This is a genomic window from Methylobacter arcticus (assembly GCF_050917435.1).
In the GTDB taxonomy this organism is placed as follows: Bacteria; Pseudomonadota; Gammaproteobacteria; order Methylococcales; family Methylomonadaceae; genus Methylobacter_A; species Methylobacter_A titanis.
In genome coordinates, this window is the sequence record NZ_CP159583.1 from 3,827,249 (window position 1) to 3,847,752 (window position 20,504).

Sequence of the window (20,504 nt, forward strand, 5' to 3'; positions counted from 1 at the left end):
GTAAGACGGATGTCCATTAAGGATTGGTCGGCAGAAGATCGGCCCCGAGAAAAATTACTGCGCCGTGGCTCAGCCGCTCTAACCGATGCAGAACTGCTGGCTATTTTTCTGCGCACCGGATCCCCCGGCAAATCGGCGGTTGACTTGGCGCGTGAGCTGCTAGCCGATTTTGGCTCACTGGGAGCCTTATTGGGTGCCGAACAGCAACGTTTTTGTGAGGCCAAAGGTTTGGGCGATGCCACTTATGCCCAGCTCCAGGCCGTATTGGAAATGGCCAGACGGCATTTTAAAGAAGCGCTGCAACGCGGCGATGCGCTAACCAGCCCAGAACTCACCCGCTCTTATCTTAGCGCTCAACTGCGCGGCTACAGCTACGAAGTCTTTGCCTGTTTATTTCTTGATAATCAGCACCGGGTCATACAACTGGATGAATTATTCAGAGGCACCATAGACGGCGCCAGCGTTTATCCCAGGGAAGTCGCCAAGCAGGCGCTGCGCCACAATGCGGCAGCAGTGATCTTTGCCCATAACCACCCGTCCGGTATTTCCGAACCCAGCCAAGCCGATAAACACATAACGGAGAAACTTAAGCAGGCATTAGCCTTGTTCGACATCCGGGTGCTGGATCATTTTATTATCGGTGACGGGCAACCGTATTCGTTTGCGGAACATGGCTTGCTGTGAGACTGGGCTAATCGTCTGATTTGCCGGTGCTGATTATTACTTTCAGCCTATTATTTCGGCCTGGTAGCGGTAAATGCGGATATTTTTCGACCAGTAGTCGGGCGCTAATCCGGCTTTTTGTTTTAAATGCCGCAAAAATTGCTCAGGCTCCGGCAATGACTCCCATACCGACGGCAAAAAAGTGCCGCGCCGATGACCTTCTTCTAAAATCAGACCATCAATGCCGGGCCGCAATTGGGCTAGCAAGTCCCGTTCGGAATCAAACGTTACCGGTTCAGCAGGCGTGAGTATCGATAAATGGATGTCCAAATTATCCAGTTCATCAGCCTCCACCGGCGGGAATCGCGGGTCTTTAAAGGCGGCGGAATAGGCATTTTCGGCAATATCTTCAGCCAGCGGCCTGACCGCTTCCAGCATGCCGATACAGCCGCGCAGTTGATGGCTTATTTCCAAGGTCACAAAGGTAGCGCGCAGCTCTGTTAATTCTCTAGGATAGTCCGTCAAGTCGATTTTTATCGGTCGACCGGTTTGCGAACCCTGCCGAATGGAGTTTTTCGCCAAATCCAGCAGCCGTTGCTGATTTTCCTTATTCAATGACATAAGCACCGTAGCCTACCACGCTGGCTTTATCGCCTGCGGTATCGCCGGAATTACGCAGGTCGATGGTTTTAACCGACAGCGATTTTTCCCGTGCCAGTTTTAGCAGTCCGCTGACCGGCACTTTACCGCAGGCGGATTCGGAGGCGAGATGCTCATATTGCAACTTTTCTATCAGTCGGCTGGTGGCTTTATCCATCTGCTGAGCGCTTGCATAATCATGATAATGGCTTAGGTCGGAACTGATCACAATCAGCGTTTCATCGCCGCCCCACAGCATATCAAGCACTTGGCTGACTTGTCCCGGCAAGGCGTCACCGGCCACAATGGGCACGATTTCAAAGTTATCCAGCACTTCCTGTAAAAAAGGCAGATGCACTTCCAGGCTGTGTTCAAAGGTGTGCGCCTGCTCGAGATATTCAACAAAAGGCAGTTGGACTATGGTTTTCACTGCCTCCTGATCTACCGGGACGTTACCCAAAGGCGTGGTAAAGGTTTCCGCTCTGCTGACTGCCAAGCCTCTAAAAGCGACGCGATGAGAGGGGCCGATCAGCACCACGCGGGTTATTCGGTTATGGGCTTTTATTAACCGGGCATAGGCGCTTGCGGCAATCGAACCGGAATAAATATAGCCGGCATGAGGCACGATGATGGCTTTTGGAACCTTTTCACCGCTTGCGGCATCGTTTAAATACTGATCCACCATCAGATGGAGCTGTTCTGGATTTGCAGGGTAAAAAGAACCTGCTACGGCGGGCTGTCTATTCATTAGCTTGTCCTGTTAGTTAATCCGGACAACGGCATTAAGATAGCCATTGCCGGAAAGTTCTGGCGGCAGTTCCGGTGCTTCAGACCGCAAAATAGTAACACTTAAGTGTTATTGACTGATTAACAAACCATTCAATCGCGAAAACGCTTTACAGCGTCAACCTTCACCCTATCAATGGCACAGGATAATAGAGTCAAAGCCATCTGACAGCTATACGTAGCATTACTTAAACCGACGAAAATCATTTATTTTATCCCGTTGATCAGTCATGCTGAATGATGAAACTTTTATAAAAAAGTAATACCCACAGCTCGCCCCCTGAATCAAAATAGTTGCCGCATCAGTAGAGCGGCGTTTATCAACGAAACCAGGAGAATAATGATGACTGAATTTGTTAGCAAAGATACCGTAAAAACCCGTTACTGGCATACTCTGGACGATGGTCGCGTGCAATGCGACCTTTGCCCCCGGTTTTGCAAACTGCATAAAGACCAGCGCGGCCTGTGCTTTGTCAGACAGAATCTGGACGACCAGATTGTGATGACCAGTTACGGCCGTTCCAGCGGTTTTGCGATTGATCCTATCGAAAAGAAACCGCTGAACCATTTTTTACCCGGCACCTCGGTGTTCTCTTTCGGTACCGCCGGTTGCAATCTGGCCTGCAATTTTTGTCAGAATTGGGACATCAGCAAATCGCGGGAAATGGATACCCTGATGAGCAAGGCATCGCCCGATGCGATAGCCCAGTCGGCATTTGATCACGGCTGCGACAGCGTCGCTTATACCTATAACGACCCAGTAGTTTTCCATGAATATGCGATTGACACCGCGCAGGCATGTCGGAGCCTGGGTATAAAATCAGTTTCAGTATCCGCAGGTTACGTCTGCGCTGAACCCAGGGCCGAATTTTACCAATGGATGGATGCGGCGAATATCGATTTAAAAGCCTTTACCGAGCATTTTTATTACAAGATTGTCGGTGGGCATCTGGAGCCGGTCTTAGAAACGCTGAAATATATCAAGCATGAAACCTCGGTCTGGCTGGAACTGACGACGTTGATTATTCCTGACGAGAACGATTCAGAAGCCGAGTTGGAAGCCATGACCCAATGGGTCGTAGAGAACCTGGGCCCGGATGTGCCGATGCACTTTACCGCGTTTCATCCGGACTGGAAAATGCGCGACAAGCCGCCTACGCCGCTTTCATCCTTATTGCAGGCGCGAAACATCGCGATAAAAAACGGCGTGCGTTATGCCTATGTCGGCAACGTGCATGACAAGTCCGCAGACAGCACCTATTGCCACAAGTGCAAAAAACTGCTGATAGGCCGCGACTGGTACGAATTGTCCGAATGGAATCTGGATGCGTCCGGAAATTGCCGTTTTTGCGGTGAACATTGTTCCGGAGTGTTTAAGCCAAAGCCGGGAAACTGGGGGGCGAAGCGGCAAGCGGTGGTTATGGGCTGAGTTGCGAACCCCATTAGCCACGTTTTCTAAACGATTTCTGAAACAAGGAGTACTGATTTTATAGCACTGACTTCTGCTGACGAATCACCGCCAAAGCATTCAGATAACAAGACATGATCATATCTAAAAATCCATCAAAGGCGACAAGAACCGTTAGCCATGACCGAAATTATACTCGAAGCGATAGCCCTTGGTTTTCAGTGTATTATTATTCTCAGAGGCCATCCAATGTAACCTTGTAATTTAATATACAGAATCGGCTAGCTAAAGAATACATTGCATCCAGTAACGGATTCGCCTCGTTCATTCATCAAACCCTGCCAGAAGCGCCGCGCACTTTCTTGGGTTCGGTTAAAGTGGAGTTTTAATCGGCAATTAGCCGTGTCGGGTTGCCTGTTTTTCGCAACCCAACATTTTGTCCTCTGGGTTTGTTGGGTTAGCGATTCTAACCAGAAGGCGCTTTACGATTGCATGACGCTATGCAATATCTGCGCCCCCTTCAACTCCATCTTTCGAATCCCTCTTTGTTGAATTATCCGTACTCACGCTTAACGTACCCATTCGGTTCAGATTAATTTTAACTTGAAGGTGCGGATTTCTGCATCTTCAAACGTCTTATTAGTGATGCTTGTTTGTAGCACACAAAAGCTTGATTCAATGTACGGGAAAAACATGAAACGATTTGCCATTGATTTGCCACGCGGGGAGGCATTTAACGGAGCAGATGCCGGGCACCAACGCCTGTTACGCTTAAAAAAACGCCGTAAACTTTGGCTCAGCGTACATTTGTGGCTGGGCTTGCTGTTGGGTTTTTTCCTGACGGTGTTTGGACTCACCGGCAGTATTTTGGTGTTTTACGAAGAAATCGATAATGTCTTGAATGCCGATTTAAGAATTGTCCAGGCACAGGCGCAAGGCGAGACGGCTTACCATGCTCTTGCGGAAGTCCAGGCTGCGGCTATCGCTGTCATGCCTCCGCAGGCTAAACTGGGCTTCGTCGATTATCCTGCCGATGCGACGTTTTCGTATAAGTTCGGATTTAACATACCTACCGCGGTTGCGGATGAAAAAGACGAATGGCAGGTGCATGTTAATCCCTATACCGCGCAAGTGCTGGGCAAGCATTTGATCAAGAAGGCTGAGAATATTTTCCCCAGCGCCTTTATTCCGTTTGTTTTCCGGCTGCATTTTGCGTTGCTGGCCGGCGAAACAGGCGGGATTATCGTCGGCATCATGGGTGTCATCCTGTTGTTTTCGGTGCTTACGGGCCTGATTGTGTGGTGGCCGTTAACGGGGCGCTGGCGACGTGTGTTGAGCATTAAACGCCGCGCCAGTGTCGAACGTTTTAATCATGATCTGCATCAAACCTCGGGGTTTTACATCTTCCCGATTCTATTCGCGGTGTTGCTTTCAGGCGTTTACATGAATCTGCCAGATCAGTTTATGGCGCTGGTCAAGCAGCTTTCGCCCGGCACTGAAGGTTTTATGGATAGTCCGCATTCGTTGCCGGCGCACGATAAACAGCCGATAGCTTTGACGCAGGCGCTAAGTATCGTGCAAAGCCAGTATCCTGAAGGCCGCATCGATTGGCTGAGTCCTCCCGCTGACGAAACCGGCGTTTATCGCATCAGCATCAGCGACGTGCCCAAGCTTAGCCGGTTTTGGTCGGAGCGGCAGGTTGTTGTCGATCAATACCAGGGTACGGTTTTAAAAGTACAAGACCCCAGCACCCGCGCCACCTTCGGACAAACCTTTGTCGAATGGCAGTGGCCGTTACACAGCGGCAGGGCGTTCGGTTGGACCGGGCGGATTTTAGTGTTTTTGTCCGGTCTGGCGTGTCCGGTGCTGTTTGTTACCGGCGTGATTCGCTGGCTGCAAAAACGCCGGGCTAAATTACATCGTTATATAAATTAATACGTGCAATAACCAGCTCTGGCGGTAGGGGCGACCGGCCAGTCGCCCCTACAAGACTCCGAAAATCAGTTTAAAACTTACTTTGCCTGCATGGCGCGCCAGCGCTGTCGCCAAAACTAGGTGATATGCCACAGTGCCTAAGGCATATAACACAGCAGTCCGAATCCATTGGCTGCACCACAGTCTACCTTAGTCCCCGACAGCACCGGCCTCAACGCTGCTGGCATAAAGTTTGCTTTTAGACTTGATTACAAAAAGCCTAACTGCCTTCTTTTACCCTATGAGCAACGTTGCCGCCATCACCCAACTTATCAAAATCTATGATCAGGAATTGCGCCGAGTGATGTACAAGCGCTGCGGCTGTATTGAAACGGCTGCCGACATTGTTCAGGAAACTTACCAACGCATGATGACGGGCAACCTTTGGCAACAAGCGGAAAATCCCCGCGCCCTGTTACACCGCATCGCCGCCAATTTGGCAACCGACCATGAACGTCGCTACAAGGTTCGCAATCGCTATGTCGATAACGTCGATTTCCTTGATAGGGAGCTACAGTCCAGCAACGGCATTGATCCTGAACAAATTATCGCGGGGCGTCAGCGTCTGGATCGGCTGGTCGAGGCTGTCAACCTGCTGCCGCCCAAATGCCGAACCGCATTTGTATTGCGCAAGTTTGAAAATCAGAGCCATGCCGACATCGCAGAACGTCTGGGCATATCCCGCAATATGGTGGAAAAGCATTTACGCAGCGCGATGCAGAAATTACAGCAACTTGATGATCTGTAACCGGACGAGCTCCTATTTTTATAGGGTCATGCGTCCTATAATAGTAATTGCTTGAATCCAGGACTTTCTCAGATGAAATCAACATCAAATGCTACCGATAACCCCGCGATCAAAGCAGCCGCCAATGCATGGTGGGTCAGGCTGGATAGCGATACGGTCAGCGCCCGGGAACGTGTCGAATTTGCAGATTGGCTAGACGCCGATCCGCAGCACCGGCAGGCTTTTGATGCTGTTTGCGCATTGTGGGACGAGCTGGATGCTGTCAAACAACGAATCGTCAAACCTGAAATCATTGCGCCCAAAACACCGTGGTTCCGTAGATTATGGGCTGCGCCGACTTTAACAATGTGCTGCCTGGCGTTGTGGCTGTTCAGCCCGTTACCAATGTTGTTGCGGGCCGATTTCCATACCGGTTACGGCGAAATGCGCGACATTCGCTTGAGCGACGGTTCCATCGTACATCTCAACAGCCATAGTGCGCTGTCGGTACACATCGACGGCAACCAACGGCAATTGACTCTGCTACAGGGCGAAGCCTGGTTCGAAGTCAGTCCCGACTCGACCCGGCCTTTTCAGGTACATGCCGAACACGGCACCGTTACCGCATTGGGAACCGCTTTTAATATCCGCTTGCGCAATAGCCAAGCCGAAGTCAGCGTCACCCAGCACAGCGTTGCCATCGATGTGGAGCAGACTGAAGGTCGGGGGCTGCATGCAGTGGTCAACGAAGGTCAGCAGCTTGTTTACGATCAGCAAACAGGCCTAGGGCGCATTAAAGCTATCGATAGCCAGACGGTGACCGCCTGGCAACGCGGCAAACTGGTGTTTGAAAACCAACCGCTGGGCGAAGTGATGGCCGAACTCAACCGCTACCATCGCGGCTATCTGGTCAGCGATGACAGCATTACCCAACGGCGCGTCAACGGCGTGTTCCGTACCGATCAGCCGCTGGCTGTCATCGACGCCTTGGAAAGCTCGCTGTCTGTGCATTCGACCCGAATCAACGATTATCTGATTTTGCTGCATCGCTAGGATTTTACTGTTGGGCTAGCAACTTAAGACTGGGCAGCACGGGTTGAATCTCGTCCATTGCTCCGCTTTAAATTAGCAATCTAATATTTTATCGTTCCGACACCGGAGCGCGGGAACGATGCTGATAACAGTCTCTTACGCCGTAGCAAAATAAATCTCTCTCCACCTCCTGTTTTGCGCAGTCCATGCGTCACATTACTGTTATTCACAAAACAACAGCATAGAGAGACATATGATCTTGAAAAAATCAAAGGCATGCGGTAAACGCCGCATTGCCAAGCACGCATCGGCGGCGCTGCTGCTCGGCGCGGCGATTGCCGTTTGCGTATCCGGCGTCGCGCTGGCCGATAGCCAGCAATACAACATCCCGTCCGGCTCGTTGGCGACCACGCTGAACAAGCTGGCGGAAACCGGCGGCCTGCAACTGGTTTACGACACGGCAATTGCCGGAGACTTGCAAAGCAAAGGCCTGAATGGAAAATACAGCCCGGAAGCTGCACTGCAACAGTTGCTGGGCAACAGTGGTTTAAGCTACCGGATGACCGGTAATAATGCCGTTGTGATTGAAAAGCTGCCGCCCTCGTCTAAACAGGAGCCTACTATTTTGAAAGCGATGACGGTGGCTGGGAACACGGTTAAAGACGTGAATGCTCCCGATAACAAGGACTATAAAATTACCAACGCCATTACTGCGACCAAAACCGACACGCCGCTTATGCAAACGCCGGTGTCGGTAAAAGTGGTGTCGCGGCAAGTGATGAAAGATCAGCAAGCCATCACCGTCGATCAAGTGTTGAGAAACGTCAGCGGCGCGGTTAGCGGTGTAGGCGGATCCGGGACGTTTTTTCTTCGAGGCTTCGGTAATTACAACGTTTACAGAGACGGCTATAAGAATCAGAGCCAGTGGGCGCATACCGAAGATCTCGCCAACGTGGAGCGGGTGGAAGTTTTGAAAGGCCCCGGTTCAATACTGTACGGGCGAACTGAGCCCGGCGGACTCATTAATTTCGTTACCAAGCAGCCGCTGGATACGCCCTACTACAGTTTAAGCCAACAATTCGGTTCCTTCGATTTATATCGCACCAATGTCGATGCCACCGGCCCGCTGACTGCGAACAAAGATCTCGCCTATCGCTTTAATCTGGGCTATCAAACCAACAACACCTTTCAGGAATTCGGCAGCGAGGAACGCATCTTCGTTGCGCCGAGCTTGCGTTGGAATATTTCCGACCAAACCACCTCGACCTTGAAAGTCGAGTACAGCGACATTAAAGAAAATGGCCGCGGCATGGTGCCTTTATTAGGTAATCGCCCAGCCAATATTCCGCGCGAACGGAATTTGGGCGATCCGTGGAATTTCCAAGAAGACGAATATACGATGGTGTCTTTAAATACCGAACATGCCTTTAACGATGCCTGGAAACTGCGCCATCGCTTCAATTTCAGCAATTACGCTTTAACGATGTCGGGTAGGATGGCTGCCGGCGGCGGTACCGGTAGCGCTGCGCCGGCAACAGGGAATGTGTTTCGCGCTTTCTTCGCTCAAAATATTGACGGCGACGATTACCAACATAACTTTTTTAATGCACTGGAATTGACCGGCAAATTCAAGACAGGTTTTGCCAAGCATACTTTATTGGTGGGCGGCGATTACTATCGTTCCGATTATCGGGCGACATCGGCGGGTTTTAGTCTGGCTACCCGTGATACGACTAATCTCTACACTCCTGTTCACCAGACTGGTGCTCCGACAATTTTGCCCGCCACCGTTTCCACCGCAAACTTCACATTACCCTGGTTCGGTCTTTATGCGCAAGATCAAGTCGAGCTGCCTTATAACTTCCATCTTTTGGGAGGATTGCGTTATGACAATGCCGAGACTTCCGGAACCAGCATCGGCCCCGATGGAGGGCCGGTTAAAGAGACCAGCTATGACCAGGTTTCGCCGCGCGGCGGACTGGTGTGGCAACCGATTCCTGAATTATCCGCTTACGGCAGCTATACCGAAAATTTTGGCGCGGCGAATAATTTTTGGACAGCTCAGCCCCTGCCGCCGCAAACCGCCCAACAATGGGAGACAGGCATCAAGACCGAACTGTTCGACGGTCGTTTCAGCGGCACTATCGCTTATTTCGACCTGAAGAAGCAAAATGTGCCTGTCCAAGTGGACCCGCGGACCACGCTGGCGATTGGGGAGGCCGAAAGCCGAGGGATCGAGCTGGACCTAACGGGCGAAATTCTCCCTGGATGGAACATTATCGGCGCTTATGCGTACACGCCTTTTGCCAAAACTCTAAAGGGTAGCGTTGGGGCCGGAATGGATGGCAAGCGTTTGCATAATGCGCCGGTGAATAATGGCAGTTTATGGACGACTTACGAATTTCAACAGCCGCTGCTACATGGGCTGAAAGTCGGCGCAGGCGCGCAAGCGGTGGGCCAGCGTGAAATCGGTTATATCGAAACGGCGCAAGCTCCCGGTTATGTAACAGCCAATCTGATGGTCAGTAAACTATGGAAAGTGGGAGCCTCCCGCCTCACCACCCAACTTAACGTCGATAATCTGCTCGATAAGACCTACACCGCCAGTACGCAATCAAATGGGCTAAGTTCATACGGCGCGCCGCGCACGTTTATGGGGTCGATTAAGATTGAGTATTGATGTATTAGCTGCATCGGGTTGTCGTATTTTGCACAATCCAATATTTACGACTGCCAGCCGGGTTGATGCTGTTTTCAACCCAACATTTACATCGCCAATGTATTGGGTTGCGAAAAGAGCAACCCAACCTACGACCTGCCAGCCGGGTAGGTCGGGTTAGCGATAGCGTAACCCGACATTTTTGCGCGAATGTGTTGGGTTACGGCTAACGCCTAACCCAACCTACGGACCTTATTTATATTTTTTTTATCTTTTAGGTGAGGATTTATTGCCGCTGAAACGTCTTATAGTAGAAGCTCGCAATTTGTTGTTTTTCCCTTAAAACCGGCCGTTCAGTTAGACGCTGCAAATTCTGGGCTTCGTTGTCTTCCTCATTAAACTTGTCAGGTAGGACGAACTTATTCCAGGGATGGTTTTTTTAACGTGATCATGATAATTGAAGACTTGTTTACAAAGACAACGCCGTTTAGTCCAAGTGAGGACTTATGGCGCTTATTTTGTCTTTATCACCCAGAGTAAAGACGGATGCAAAATAAACTAACTAAATAAGGAAGGAAATATGAAAGCATTAAAACTGGTACAAAAATATAAGACTGAAAAGATCACGGCAAAGACGCCTAAAGATCGCAGTGTTAAGAAAGATGACGATTTAATTGATTTATTTCCGCTACCCCGCTATTTTCAGGTGCATTTTCAGCATGTTCATGAAAACACCCATGACCTTAAGGGCGAGCTGGCTCAACTGAAAGATTATGTGGCAAAAGTCGATGATAAACTTGAACGTATGATGACGCTGTTAAGCCGTCCTCCAGAACATGCGCTTTGATTGGCAAACGATATTCTCTATGTATTTATTCAAAAGCCCCAAAGGCGGCCTGACTGTTCGGGGATTAACGCCTTTTGTGGGCGCGAACTTATTCGCGTCTACAGCAGCAACGCGAATAAATTCGCGCCCACTGTTTACATTCTTAACCCGTCAAGAAAAGCCGTACTCAATAGGCGGTTTGTTATTGATTTTAGTGCTGTCACTGCATCTATGGGCAGCTATCTGGATGCTGCAACCTGCCGAAGCCTTTACCAAGGCCCAACCGATGATCATGGAAGTGTCGCTGATTTCTGCGCCGAGTCAACAGGCAGCAGCTGCGCCGATTGCGCAACCCAAACCGGTGGAGCCGAAAAAACAGCCCGTAAAAAAGCCGGTCAAGAAAAAAAAGCTGGTTACCCGCAAGCAAATGGAGCTTCCCAAACCGCAACCTATGGCCGAGGATATGCTGCCTGCGCCATCGACTGCCGAATCCGCACCGGCTCCGGTAGCGACTAGCGCTGCCGCGAATACCTCAAGCAAGGCGACGGCAGAGACCGCACCCTTTACCGAAGCGAATTTCAACGCCAATTACGGCTCCAATCCCAAACCGAAATATCCCGGCATTGCCACCAGCCGCGGTTGGGAAGGTACCGTGCACCTGCGGGTGAGAGTATCCGTCGAAGGCGATAGCGAGGATGTCACCGTGCAACGCAGCAGCGGTCATGACGTACTCGACGAGGCCGCCATCGAAGCGGTCGAAAAATGGAAATTTATGCCCGCCAAACGGGGCGGCACGGCGGTGGCCAGTTCGGTGATCGTACCTATTGAATTTGTTTTGAATAACTAAAAAGGAAACTTAAATGCCCTACCATATTGAGCCGAAAGTCATCATCGACGGTACCTTATACACACTGCTGGCTTTCTCGGTGGCCACCTGGACGGTGCTTCTTTTTAAAATCTGGGAGTTCGCCAATAACAGTTATCGTAACCGACATTTTAACGCCGCGTTCTGGGAGGCATCCGATCTGGTTCAAGCCCAATCGCTGCCCGCAGATACCGCCATCGGTCCTCAGGCTCGAATCGCACAGCAAGGTTTTTCCTGGCTGAACGAAAGCCAACAAGCTGACGGTAAACGCCTTAAATATATCGGCTCTCCGGCCGAGTTGCTGGAACACTCGCTGCTGGTGCAAATGCAGAAAGAGCAACACCTGATGGAAAGCGGCCTGACACTGCTAGCCAGTATCGGCAGCACTGCGCCGTTCGTCGGCCTGTTCGGCACGGTGCTGGGTATCATGCATGCGATGCATGAAATTACCGCCAGCGGTTCGACCAGCCTGGATGTAGTGGCGGGTCCGATCGGCGACGCGCTGGTCGCCACCGCAATCGGTATCGCGGTCGCCGTACCTGCGGTGTTGGCGTATAACTTTTTCCTGCGCCGGGTCAAGCAACACCGTGCCGGCTTGGAAAACTTTGTCGCCAGTTTTCTGCATATCGCGTTAAGTGCTGACAGCAAGGCTAAGGTATAAACATGGCTTTTAAACCGCAATCGGAAGACGAAGGCGCGATGAGCGAGATTAATGTCACGCCGCTGGTCGATGTGATGCTGGTGTTGGTGATTATTCTGCTGGTGACCGCGCCGCTGCTCACGCAATCGGTGCATGTGACCTTGCCGAAAACCGCCGAGACCACGGCGGATGTTAAGGAACAGCCGCTACAGCTCGGTGTCGATGCTCAGGGACTTATAACGCTGAACAAACTGCCGCTGGTCGATCTGGCTGCCCTGGAAACGGCTTTGAACGATGAACTGTTGAAAAATCCTGAAATAGGCCTGCATTTATACGCCGACCAGGACGTGGTTTATTCAAAGGTTGCCGAAGTGATGGCGACCGTTCAACATGCTGGAATTGCCAAAATAGCCTTTGTGAGCATACAGCAGTAGCGTGATTGCATAGCTTTGAAATCCATATGAAATCGCATCCCGCTTGGCGGATGACCCAATTAAGGCTAACGCGATTGAAAATAGCTGAGGAGTGAAAATGATAAAACGACTATCGCTTACTGCGACAATGATGCTCACTGCCGTCTCCGCTGTGGCGGGCACTATCACCAACGGGATCTGGTCGCCAAGCGGTTGTGGCGCCGAACCCTCGGTTCCCGTTATTGATCAGGCGAGCGTTGATGCTTACAACAAAAGCGTCAACGCAATCAATGACTGGCAGCAAAAGGCCAATGCCTATAACAGTTGCATGATTAACGAGGCCAATTCAGATAACGCAATTATCGCCAATGCCGCAAATAACCAACAAGCCCGATTGAAGGCAGCCATAGAAAAAATTCAGACTGAAACTACCGCTATCAAAGCCAAACTGGATAAAAAGTAAACACTTAATAAGGCGACACCTTACGCTGAATATTGGAGCTGGATATTTTTTATAGACCACACATCCTACGTGCTTTTTGCTGCATGGTAGTTTTGTTGACGGCAAGCTGCGCGACGACACCGGAGCGTAACGCCATCGACATCACGAAGTCGCCGCCGCAATGGGCAACCGCCAATAACCCCATCGCAACACAATGGCTAAGCGCTTTTGCCGACCGCACGCTCAGCGCATTGGTGCAGGACGCACTGAACCATAACTATGATCTGAAAGCCGCCGCCGCACGCGTGGATTCGGCTCGGGAGCAAGCGCGTATCGATGGCTCGATGCGTTGGCCGCAGTTATCTTTTGCGCCGGGATACCGTCGCGACACCCTATCAGCCGACAACACAAGCGCGTTTGAAGCGCTGTTCACCATGAGCTGGGAAATCGATGTCTGGGGACGCATCAAGGCTGCACAGCAAGCAAGCGCGCAGGAAGCAGAAGCCGTAGCTGCCGATTATCACGGCGCTAGACTGTCCCTGGCGGCGCGCACCGCGCAAAGTTATTTTGAGCTGCTGGAGGCCAATCTTCAGGCCGAGGTCGCCGAACAATCGATCAAGGATCGCCGCGTCATTGTCGAACTGGTGCGCGGTCGATTTGCCCGGGGATTAACTCGCGGCCTGGATTTGCGTCTGGTGCTGACCGATCTGGCGAATGCCGAAGCGCAACTTGCCGCCTCCCGTAATCAGGTGCAAATCGTCACCCGCAGGCTGGAAGTGTTGCTGGGCCGCTATCCGGGCAATAGCCTGAAAAACCTTTCAGCATTGCCGACACCGCCGAGCATTTTAGCCGCCGGATTACCCTCGGAGCTGCTGGCACGGCGACCCGATCTGGTCGCCGCGTTGTCGCGACTGCAAGCGTCCGACTCCCGCGTGGAAAGCGCGAAGAAAACGCTCCTGCCCCGGATCACCCTGACCGCCTCTGGAGGCACCGGCAGCCCGGCATTGATGGAGCTGATCGATCCTCGCGCCGTGGCCTGGAATTTGGCCATGGGGCTGGTGCAACCCGTTTTTACCGGCGGTCGCCTGAAGGCGGGCATACGCCTGAATGAGGCGCGCACCGAAGAAGCCTTTAACCACTATCAAAGCGCCGCGCTTAACGCTTTTCGGGAAGTGGAACAAGCGCTGGCCGCAGAATTTTGGCTAAGGGAGCAGGAGCAGGCGCTCAGGGAGGCCGTGGAGCAAACCCGAGCCAGCCGCAAGCTCGCGGTCTACTCGTATCGGCAGGGCCTGATCGAAATTCTCACCTTGCTGGACAGCTACCGCAGCACCCTGAACGCCCAAAGCGCGCATCTTTCCGTGCAACGGCAACTGCTCAGCAATCGTATCGATCTTTATCTGGCCTTAGGAGGCGGGGTTTGATGATGGAAAAAAGCCGGTTGAAAATCCTCCTGCCTATTGCACTGTTGCTGACCGGCATTGCCTGCGCCTGGGCGGTTATTGCCACGCGTCCGCAACTGGTGCCGCAAACGCCGAACGCCGAAGTGCCGCTGGTTACCGTGATTCAGGTCGAACCGCAAACGCTACGGCTCAATGTGCATTCTCAGGGTGTCGTTACGCCGCGTAATGAAATCGATTTGATACCGGAAGTTTCAGGCAAAATCATCCAGCTTCATCACGATTTTGTCGCAGGCGGTTTTTTTGCCCGCAACGACGTGTTGGTGTCCATAGACCCGCGCGATTACGACTACGCTATCGCACTAGCCCAGGCGCAAATCGCCGAAGCCAAACGTCAACTGGCGATGGAAGAAGCCCAGGCCGACCAGGCGCACAATGAATGGCAAGCCTTGGGGGAAGGTATCGCCACGTCGTTGGCGATGCGCGAGCCGCAACTGGCCGAAGCGCGCGCCAAACTCAAAGCCGCCGAAGCCAACCTGCTGCAAGCCCAAATCAAACGCAGTCGCTGCGAATTGCGCGCGCCTTTTACCGGACGCTTGCAAACCAAGCTTGCGGGCTTGGGGCAGACTATCCAATCCGGCGAAAAACTCGCCCATATCTATTCCACCGACCTTGCCGAAATCAGGTTGCCGTTGCCGACCGACCAGCTGGCCTATCTCGATTTGCCGTTGGGAGCGGGAGGCAAACAATGCGGTGCAGCGTCCCTGCCCTGCCCTAAAGTCACGCTCACCGCCGATTTCGCAGGAGCCTTGCAATCAATCCTGGGAAGGCCGCATCGTGCGTAGCGAAGGACAGCTGGACGACACCACCGGCGTGCTCTATGCGGTCGCCGAAGTCATCAACCCCTACACGCAAAAAGACGATCATCCGCCACTGCTTGCCGGGCTGTTTGTGCAGGCGCAGGTACAGGGAAAAGAGCTGCAAAACCTGTTCGTGCTGCCCCAAAATGCAATCAATGCCGCTCAGCAAGTGTTGACGGTCGATACCGAGCGACGCCTGCACATCCGCCATCTTGAGGTGCTGCGCAACGAGCCGGATCGTATTCTGGTGAAAGAGGGATTGAACGCAGGCGACCGGATTGTGACCTCCGGTATCCAGGTGCCTGTGGAAGGCATGAAGGTTAGAGTTGAATAATCGATGAATTCATCACAATATCGCGCTACCGGCCTGTTGGCCTGGTTCGCCTCCAATCCTGTGGCCGCCAATCTGTTGATGATACTGATCATTATCGGCGGCATCGTCGGTTTTAGAGTGATGGACAAAGAGGTATTCCCCCGTTTCAGCCCTCAGCAGATCGATGTTATGGCAGCGTATCCGGGTGCAGGCCCCCTGGAAATCGAGGAATCGGTGTGTGTCCGTATCGAAGAGGCTATCGTCGATATGCCGGGCATCAAGAGGCTGAACAGCGAGATTCGCGAAGGCGAATGCACCGTCAAGGTATCGGTGTTGCCGGATTATGATCAGGAGCAGATCATTAACTCTCTGCGCGGGCGCATTCAAAATATACCCCGATTACCGAAAAATCTGGAAAAAATAGATATTCAACCGGCTACCCGTAATGGCGATGACGGCGTAATCTGGGTGGCCTTGCACGGGCCCACCGATCCGCTCACTTTGCAACGCTTCGGTGAGCATATTCGCACAGACCTTGAGCAGATTCCCGGCGTGCTAAGGGTGCGCAATTACGGCGAAATTTCTTATGAAATCGTTATCGAGGTGGCTTCCGCCAAGCTGAATCAATATCACCTGTCCTTGCACGATGTCACCGAAGCCGTGCGCCGCGCCTCGCTGGATCAATCGGGCGGACTGGTAAAAACGCCGTCGGGCGAATTGCAGCTTAGAGTCAAGGGAAAAGCGCAGGATGCGGCAAGCATCGGCAACCTGGTGCTGCGCACCCATGCCGACGGCACGCGACTGCGCCTTGGCGAAGTCGCCGTGATCCGCGACGGCCTGGAAGAGCGGTTGTCGGAATGGCATCATAACGGCGAGACCGCCCAAGGCTGGGAAATCCATACCAAATACAGCGCCGTCGAAGTGGCGCGCCGCGTTAAGGACTATGTCGCCGACATGCAGCCGCAACTGCCGGAAGGGTTGCTGATGACGACCTGGTGGGATGATTCGCAGGCTTACGACGAACGGGTGCGCACACTGGTGGAAGACGGCCTCGGCGGTTTTGTGCTGGTGTGTTTGGTGTTGACCTTGTTTTTGCGGCTGCGTGTGGCTATCTGGGCCGGTGTGGGCATTTTTACTTCCGTGCTCGGCGCATTGTGGCTAATGCCCGCACTGGATGTGTCGCTCAACATGTTGTCGTTGTTCGGCTTTCTGCTGGCGATGGGCATCTTGGTGGACGACGCGATTATTATCGGCGAAAGCGTATATTCGCATCAGCAGGACGGCCAAGATGCCGAGGCCAGCCTTGCCGGTGCGATTCGCGGCGTACAGGCGGTGGCTTTGCCGGTGATTTTATCGGTACTGGTGGCGTTGGTGGCATTCTTGCCGGGGCTGTTCCTGCCCGGATGGGCGGGGCAGATGATGAAGCCTATCTGTCTGGTGATGATTTTGACCCTGGTCTTTTCGCTGATTGAGGCGCTGCTGATTCTGCCTTCGCATCTGGCTGCGCCCAATCGTGTTGGAACAGCTGCTTCCGGACTGGAACGTTTGCGGGAAAAGCTTAATCTCGGCCTGGAGCGATTTGTCGACCGCTACTACCGCCCGTTTTTACAACGCGCGCTGGACTGGCGTTACCTGACCGTCACCGTTTTTATCGTGTTATTGCTGTTGTGCGGAGCCTGGCTGGACAGCGGACGATTACGCATGTCCCTACAGGCCGACGTCATCAAGGACAGTTTTTGGGTTTCCCTGGCCTCACCGCAGGATATGCCTTACAGCGAAGTACGCAACCGGGCGCAGCAGGTGGAACGGGCGTTTTTTGCGTTACGCGATGAACTGGATGGCATAGGCGAGGAAAACCATAAACTAAACCATGACAGCATCGTGGTCGGACTGGAAACCATGATCTATGAGCATGGCGCCGGTTTCTGGACCGAATTTTCAGCAGAAGGGCGGCAACGGATAGTCGTCGAGGATTTTATCAACGAGTGGCGCAAACGGGTCGGCGACTTGGGCCGCACCAAGATCGATTTTCTGTACAAGGAAGGCGATGTGCCTTACGACATCGAGTTTGATCTGGGTGCCGTCGACTCCGAGCTGCTGCCCAAAGCCTCAGCTGAACTCAAGCGCACGCTTGAAGGCTATCCGGGCGTTTACGATGTGGTCGATTCCAGCGAACCGGGCAAGCCGGAAATCCGCTTGACCTTAAAGCCGGAAGCGGAACGCTTAGGGCTACGGCTTGAAGATTTATCCGAGCAAGTCCGCCATGGCTACTATGGCGATGAAGTGCAACGCTTGCAGCGCGGGCGCAATGAAGTCAAGGTGATGGTGCGTTATCCGCGCGAGGAACGCCAGTCGCTGGACAGTCTGGCGGCGCTGCCGGTGCAATTGCCGGACGGCCAACACGCGCCTTTGGGCACGCTTGCCAAAGTGACCTTAACCCCCGGCGTCGCCAAGCTGATCCGGCAACAAGACCGCCGCCGGGTGCTGAAAGTGCAGGCGAGGGTCGATCCGCAAAAAGCCGATGTCAACGCCATCTATGCCGGACTGGAAACCGGGGAATTGAAAAACCTGCGCTTGAATTACCCCGGCTTGAGCATCACCATCGGCCAGGAACAGCAAGCTATGTTTGAGGCGCTAAAACAAAACACCCTGATCTCGCTGTTGGTGATCTACGTGCTGATTGCGGTGCCGTTCCGCTCGTATTTAAAACCGCTGATTTTCCTGCTGGCCGCACGGTCGCTTGGTGCGGCGCGGTCATCGCGCACGGGCTGGCAGGTTTGCCTTTGTCGATGGAGTCGTTGGTCGGGATGATCGCGGCGAGCGGCGTGGTCGTCAACGACAGCCTGGTGCTGCTGGATTATATGAAAGAACACCACGACCCGAAAAAGCCGATTGCGGAACTGATTTGCGAAGCCTGTACCTCACGATTTCGACCGATATTTTTAGCCTTCCTGACCAATTTCGCCGGATTTTTACCGGCGCTGCTGGAAACCAGCCCGCAAGCGCAATTCTTGGTTCCAATGACCTTGTCCCTGTCGGCAGGCCTGTTGCTGGGCATGACCGCCAGCCTGATATTAACGCCGGTTTGTTATGCTATTTTGGGTGATTAAACTTTCGAACAGGACGCGGTCGAACTGAGCCGACGGTAATACCCCGCAAGCGTATCAGTTCAATCTAGACCATTGCGATAGAGCAGGTATACTATTTCCGTTAAACTTTCTTTCGGTTAGATTATGAAAAAAATCATGCTTTCGTGCTTGGCTGTCGTCCTGATCATCGAAGAGTGGCTTTGGGATGCTCTGTCGGCATTTGGACACTCGCTAATCAGATGGCTGAACCTGGAAACCGTCGAACAATGGCTCAGTCAAACATCGCCGCCTCTAGCGTTGGTGGCGTTCAGCATTCCGCTCATCATTGTCACGCCGATCAATCTCGTCGCCTTCGGATTGCTAGCCCACGGCTTGATTCTACAAGGCATTCTGCTGGAATTATTGGCAAAATTACTGGGCACCGTGCTGATAGCCAGAGTATTTGCGTTAACCAAGCCCCAGCTTTTGACCTTTACGTTCCTGCGGGTTATTTACACCACCGTCACCGGTTGGCTGCAATGGGCGCATCAGAAAGTCACTGAAACTCCTGTCTATCGCTGGTCGAAGCAATTCAAAGCCGAGGCTAAAGCGAGATTCGCTGCCTGGCTTAACTAACCTTCAATCCCTGTAGATTAAATCGCATAAATCAGTTATTTCAATGAGTAACTGATGTTACGCAGCCAGTAATTTTTGCAACTCTTCATAAGCTATCTGGTTCGCTTTGATAAACAGCTTAGTTCTTAGCGCAAAATGATTGGCCTTGTGTTTTATCTTCAGACATTCCAGCTTGAACACCGCATAGATCGACATGAAGACATGGTTGTTCTGGGTAGTGACCGTACGGGTTGGTGATTTTGCCAACCCCGCATTGGATTTTAATGACTTGTGGAACTCCTCAACTTTCCACCGTTTTTGGTAGATCGTGGCGGCTTGTTCGCCATTGCACGCTAAATCACTGCATACCAGATTCAATAGGCCGATGCTGCCGTCTTTGTTTGTAAAGACCCGGCGGACGAAAAGCACTTCCTGTTGAAAGCCTTTCATCCAACCGCGCACCGCCTGCTGATCCGCCAATTCCAGCTGACTGATTCGTACAAAACGGCCTTCTTTCTTGTCTTCTTCTGTTAAAGCCACCAAGCGGTTATCCTTTAGGGCGCTGATGAAGTGCTTGCCTTTCTTCAGGATAAACTCAAAGTTCTCCTTGCTGGCAAACCAACTGTCCGTCAACACATAGCGGAACTTGATGGCATTCGCCACACTGGTCGCTATCATCTCCCGCATCAGCTCATTTTTGGTGAACTCACTGGCCCGCTTGACCTTGCGGGTCTTCACATCACTGAACTGGTAAGGCTTGCGCACCACTTCAAAGGCGACGGGAATTGAAACTTCCCCACTATAGTATAGGGCGTTCAGCAAATTGATTCCTTTGACCGAACGCCCTTTGCAGTGATCATAGTGCCAGCACATGATTTCGTTCTCATCCGTCCAGGTCTTCTCCTGAATGGTATCGTCAAATATCAAGCAACCATCTTCCCGTTCTATCTGGCGTACTGTCGCTTTAACTTGCCCCCACAGGTCTTTGGAGGTAAATGCTTTCGATGCCAGAAAACGCGTCATCTGGTCATGGCTTATATCCCCTTCCATCATTGCCGACAATCCGGTCGCCGTCGCAAACCCGTTATTGCAGATCAGGTAGTCTGTGTATAATTCTAGTTTTATTTTTTCCATCCCGAAATAATACGCTTTTTGAGGGGTGGGTGCGTAACATCAG

Annotated in this window: 20 protein-coding genes; 17 read left to right on the forward strand and 3 right to left on the reverse strand. The window is 52.3% G+C overall.

Translation table 11 applies throughout. From position 1 onward, the window contains the following. Positions 1 to 9: 9 nt before the first annotated feature. On the forward strand, positions 10 to 684 hold the full coding sequence (gene radC, locus ABXJ76_RS18235) for a RadC family protein (RefSeq protein WP_432742679.1): 675 nt from the start codon (positions 10 to 12) through the stop codon (positions 682 to 684). A gap of 42 nt (positions 685 to 726) precedes the next feature. Here radC and amrA read toward each other — a convergent pair whose 3' ends face one another. Both amrA and amrB read right to left on the reverse strand, forming a co-directional pair. Beyond that, positions 727 to 1,284, reverse strand: a complete 558-nt coding sequence (amrA, locus tag ABXJ76_RS18240; RefSeq protein ID WP_432742681.1) for an AmmeMemoRadiSam system protein A — start codon at positions 1,282 to 1,284, stop codon at positions 727 to 729. Continuing rightward, entirely contained in the window at positions 1,271 to 2,050 is a 780-nt protein-coding gene (gene amrB / locus ABXJ76_RS18245) for an AmmeMemoRadiSam system protein B (protein WP_432742683.1), read from the reverse strand. The genes amrA and amrB overlap by 14 nt, the downstream gene beginning before the upstream one ends. Positions 2,051 to 2,431: 381 nt before the next feature. On the opposite strand from amrB, the gene amrS reads away from it, so the two are divergent. The 16 genes from amrS (at position 2,432) to ABXJ76_RS18325 (ending at position 19,348) form a co-directional block, all read left to right on the forward strand. After that, entirely contained in the window at positions 2,432 to 3,517 is a 1,086-nt protein-coding gene (gene amrS / locus ABXJ76_RS18250) for an AmmeMemoRadiSam system radical SAM enzyme (RefSeq protein WP_432742685.1), read from the forward strand. 672 nt (positions 3,518 to 4,189) lie between these two features. Next, positions 4,190 to 5,431: a PepSY-associated TM helix domain-containing protein gene (locus ABXJ76_RS18255; protein ID WP_432742687.1), complete on the forward strand. Its 1,242-nt coding sequence runs from the start codon at positions 4,190 to 4,192 to the stop codon at positions 5,429 to 5,431. 280 nt (positions 5,432 to 5,711) lie between these two features. Then, on the forward strand, positions 5,712 to 6,218 hold the full coding sequence (locus ABXJ76_RS18260; RefSeq protein WP_432742689.1) for an RNA polymerase sigma factor: 507 nt from the start codon (positions 5,712 to 5,714) through the stop codon (positions 6,216 to 6,218). A 72-nt stretch (positions 6,219 to 6,290) separates the two neighbouring features. Beyond that, entirely contained in the window at positions 6,291 to 7,250 is a 960-nt protein-coding gene (locus ABXJ76_RS18265) for a FecR family protein (protein WP_432742691.1), read from the forward strand. A 238-nt stretch (positions 7,251 to 7,488) separates the two neighbouring features. After that, positions 7,489 to 9,909, forward strand: a complete 2,421-nt coding sequence (locus tag ABXJ76_RS18270) for a TonB-dependent siderophore receptor (RefSeq protein WP_432742693.1) — start codon at positions 7,489 to 7,491, stop codon at positions 9,907 to 9,909. 559 nt (positions 9,910 to 10,468) lie between these two features. Continuing rightward, positions 10,469 to 10,735, forward strand: coding sequence for a hypothetical protein (locus ABXJ76_RS18275; RefSeq protein ID WP_432742695.1), 267 nt, complete (start codon positions 10,469 to 10,471; stop codon positions 10,733 to 10,735). 19 nt (positions 10,736 to 10,754) lie between these two features. Then, entirely contained in the window at positions 10,755 to 11,561 is an 807-nt protein-coding gene (locus tag ABXJ76_RS18280; protein ID WP_432742697.1) for an energy transducer TonB, read from the forward strand. A gap of 13 nt (positions 11,562 to 11,574) precedes the next feature. Next, a complete protein-coding gene (locus ABXJ76_RS18285; protein WP_432742698.1) occupies positions 11,575 to 12,240 on the forward strand; it encodes a MotA/TolQ/ExbB proton channel family protein in 666 nt (221 codons plus the stop codon). A gap of 2 nt (positions 12,241 to 12,242) precedes the next feature. After that, positions 12,243 to 12,653 carry an ExbD/TolR family protein gene (locus tag ABXJ76_RS18290; RefSeq protein WP_432742700.1) on the forward strand — a complete coding sequence of 137 codons (411 nt, stop codon included), beginning with the start codon at positions 12,243 to 12,245 and terminating at the stop codon, positions 12,651 to 12,653. Positions 12,654 to 12,750: 97 nt separating this feature from the next. Beyond that, a complete protein-coding gene (locus ABXJ76_RS18295) occupies positions 12,751 to 13,095 on the forward strand; it encodes a hypothetical protein (RefSeq protein WP_432742701.1) in 345 nt (114 codons plus the stop codon). A gap of 83 nt (positions 13,096 to 13,178) precedes the next feature. Continuing rightward, a complete protein-coding gene (locus ABXJ76_RS18300) occupies positions 13,179 to 14,495 on the forward strand; it encodes an efflux transporter outer membrane subunit (protein WP_432742703.1) in 1,317 nt (438 codons plus the stop codon). After that, complete coding sequence (locus tag ABXJ76_RS18305; RefSeq protein WP_432742705.1) at positions 14,495 to 15,316, forward strand: efflux RND transporter periplasmic adaptor subunit; 822 nt, start codon at positions 14,495 to 14,497, stop codon at positions 15,314 to 15,316. The genes ABXJ76_RS18300 and ABXJ76_RS18305 overlap by 1 nt, the downstream gene beginning before the upstream one ends. Further along, a complete protein-coding gene (locus ABXJ76_RS18310) occupies positions 15,309 to 15,665 on the forward strand; it encodes a hypothetical protein (protein WP_432742707.1) in 357 nt (118 codons plus the stop codon). Before ABXJ76_RS18305 ends, ABXJ76_RS18310 begins: the two co-directional genes overlap by 8 nt. A 3-nt stretch (positions 15,666 to 15,668) precedes the next feature. Beyond that, positions 15,669 to 18,455: an efflux RND transporter permease subunit gene (locus ABXJ76_RS18315; RefSeq protein WP_432742709.1), complete on the forward strand. Its 2,787-nt coding sequence runs from the start codon at positions 15,669 to 15,671 to the stop codon at positions 18,453 to 18,455. After that, positions 18,434 to 18,754 carry an efflux RND transporter permease subunit gene (locus tag ABXJ76_RS18320; RefSeq protein WP_432742711.1) on the forward strand — a complete coding sequence of 107 codons (321 nt, stop codon included), beginning with the start codon at positions 18,434 to 18,436 and terminating at the stop codon, positions 18,752 to 18,754. The genes ABXJ76_RS18315 and ABXJ76_RS18320 overlap by 22 nt, the downstream gene beginning before the upstream one ends. Positions 18,755 to 18,877: 123 nt before the next feature. Further along, positions 18,878 to 19,348 (forward strand): hypothetical protein, encoded by a 471-nt coding sequence (locus ABXJ76_RS18325; protein ID WP_432742713.1) that lies wholly within the window; start codon positions 18,878 to 18,880, stop codon positions 19,346 to 19,348. A gap of 57 nt (positions 19,349 to 19,405) precedes the next feature. Here ABXJ76_RS18325 and ABXJ76_RS18330 read toward each other — a convergent pair whose 3' ends face one another. After that, positions 19,406 to 20,461 (reverse strand): IS701 family transposase, encoded by a 1,056-nt coding sequence (locus ABXJ76_RS18330; protein ID WP_432742714.1) that lies wholly within the window; start codon positions 20,459 to 20,461, stop codon positions 19,406 to 19,408. Positions 20,462 to 20,504: the final 43 nt, after the last annotated feature.